Consider the following 2201-nt stretch of genomic DNA (forward strand, 5'->3'; position numbering starts at 1 on the left):
GTCAACGTCTTCGTGATGGAGCCGACCATGAAGCAGGGTGTCCGATGTGACTTCGCTCGGCGCATCGACATTGGTGACCCCAGCGGTGAAGGTGTGCTGCCGGCCGTTGAGGCGGCGGCACTTCAGTGCGCCACCGTCGGTCACGAGCGCGGCGATGGGCTACCGCGGTGGAGCTTCGCACGAGAGCCTGAGGGTCGTGGGAGGGTGACTCGCAGCACACCAGGGTCTCGATGTCGGTGAGCAGAGCGTCGAGATCCGGTGCTGTCATCGCGGCTCGCCTCGCAGCGGTCGTCCGGGCAGCGCGTCGGCCTGCAGGACGCCGTCTGTGATGACGGGCACCCCTGCGACGTACAGATGATGGACACCGCGCGAGGGACGCGTGGGATCGACGTAGGTGGCTGTGTCGGTCACCGTCCACGGGTCCAGGACGACGAGGTCCGCATCCGCCCCAACGCCCAGGTGGCCCTTCGTACGAGCGGCCGGTGCTATGTCGTCGAGGATCCTCGCAGGCAGGAACGAGCAGCGCCGGAATGCCTCCGCCCAGGTCCAGGCGCCGCTTTCCCTCACCATCAGGCGCAGCGTCTTGGCGAAGGTCCCAGCGGTGCGCGGGTGCGTCGCCCCGCCGGGCGGCAGTGGCCACTGGCTGCTGTCGTGGCTGCCGTTCGGCCAGTAGATGGGCATCGCGTCGCTGGCCACGATGGCGTCGGGGAAGGCGAGCGCCTGTCGCATCAGCGCCAGGTCGCGAGGCTTGTCCTCGTCGAGGAATTCCAGCAGACAGGGCGCACCCGGGTCGTTGGCGCGCAGTTGCTGCAGACGAACTTCGTCGGCGATCCGCTCGCCGGTTTCGACCATGATGACGCTGCTGGGGCCCAGGCCTTTGAGCCGCAGCCGCTCCGGCGCGATGAACGCCGCGCCGACGGCCGTGCTGCCTGCACCGTACGGATAGGCCTCTACCGTCACGCGTGAACCCGCACGTTGCGATTCCGCGAGCGTGCCGAGAACCCGGTCGACATGGCGGCCGGACGTGCTGTTGACGTGGCAATGGTGCATGGCGGCACCGGTCTCCGCCGCCGCGATGCCGATTTCGCTGGACCCGTCCACATGGGTGGCCGGATCCACCTCGACCAGTTCCCGTACGTGCGTGAATGTCGGTGCGCCGGCCTCGGCTGCCAGGCGCGCGACGGCCAAGAACTCCGCGGGCTCGGTAGCCGGTGCGTAGCCCATCAGGACGCCGATCCCAATCGCCCCGGCCGTGAGTTCGCCCTCCAACATGGCAAGCCAGGCCGCCAGTTCACGGGGTGAGGAGGAGCTCTGCCAGCGTGGGTTGCCCAGCACGGCGAGGCACGACTCGAACCGGGCGTCGGGAGCGATGCCAGCGAGCACCTGGGCTCGCGCACCACTCCAGGACGCGGAGAAGCCGAAGTGCAGGGGGCGCCCAGCCGCGGCGGCCTCGGCGTAGGCGCGCTCGATGGGCATCAGCCCGGCTTCCAGATCGAGTGCGGTGGTCACGCCGTCCATTGCCTGCAACCGGTGCCCAGCGATTGAGTGCACGTGACTGTGCAGATCAACAAAGCCTGGGCCGATGATGAGACCCGTGACGTCGATGACTGTGGTGCCTGGCGGCGTGTCGAGCCCCGGACCGACGGCAGCGATCTTTCCGTCGGCCACGAGCACGTCGGCAGCCCCGTCGAACCCCTCGGCCGGATCGATGACGCGGCCGCCCCGCAACAGTATCTGCATGGTCGACTCCTTGTGAACGCCTGCATGTCCCTGAGACCCTAGGAGCCAATCAGGCACCGCGGGTTCATGTGGTCCGACGAATCAGAGCTCCTTTGTCTGTCTCCACGCACGAAACTGAGTGGCCAGGTGCGGTGACCTGGCCGCCCTCCCGTGCCACCGAGGGCTCGAGGTCACGTGGCAAGCCCGACTTGGCGAATCCGGGGTAGGACTTCGCCGCGCAGTTCGACTACGTCGGCCCCGTCAATGTCATTCACGGGGACGAGGTGTAAATCTTCCCGATCTTTCACCTGCCGCCCATATTGGGCCGCCGCCTGGGTCGACAAGGAACCCGTAGAGCGAGTCGCCCTCGACCCGACGGTCCGGCGGTGACGTACGACGAGTGCCGCGCGGCCACCCGCATTGCACGAAAGAAGGACAGCAGCGACTCGTACGCCTGGATGCTCGCCCTCGGTCGGCCGCCA

General features: G+C 67.9%; 1 protein-coding gene. It reads right to left on the minus strand.

Going from position 1 to position 2201, the window contains the following annotated elements; translation table 11 throughout:
- Positions 1 to 264 precede the first annotated feature (264 nt).
- Positions 265 to 1797 carry an amidohydrolase family protein gene (locus ACWEKM_RS46420; RefSeq protein WP_451627348.1) on the minus strand — a complete coding sequence of 511 codons (1533 nt, stop codon included), beginning with the start codon at positions 1795 to 1797 and terminating at the stop codon, positions 265 to 267.
- Positions 1798 to 2201: the final 404 nt, after the last annotated feature.

The sequence above is a fragment of the Streptomyces sp. NPDC004752 genome, from assembly GCF_053601275.1.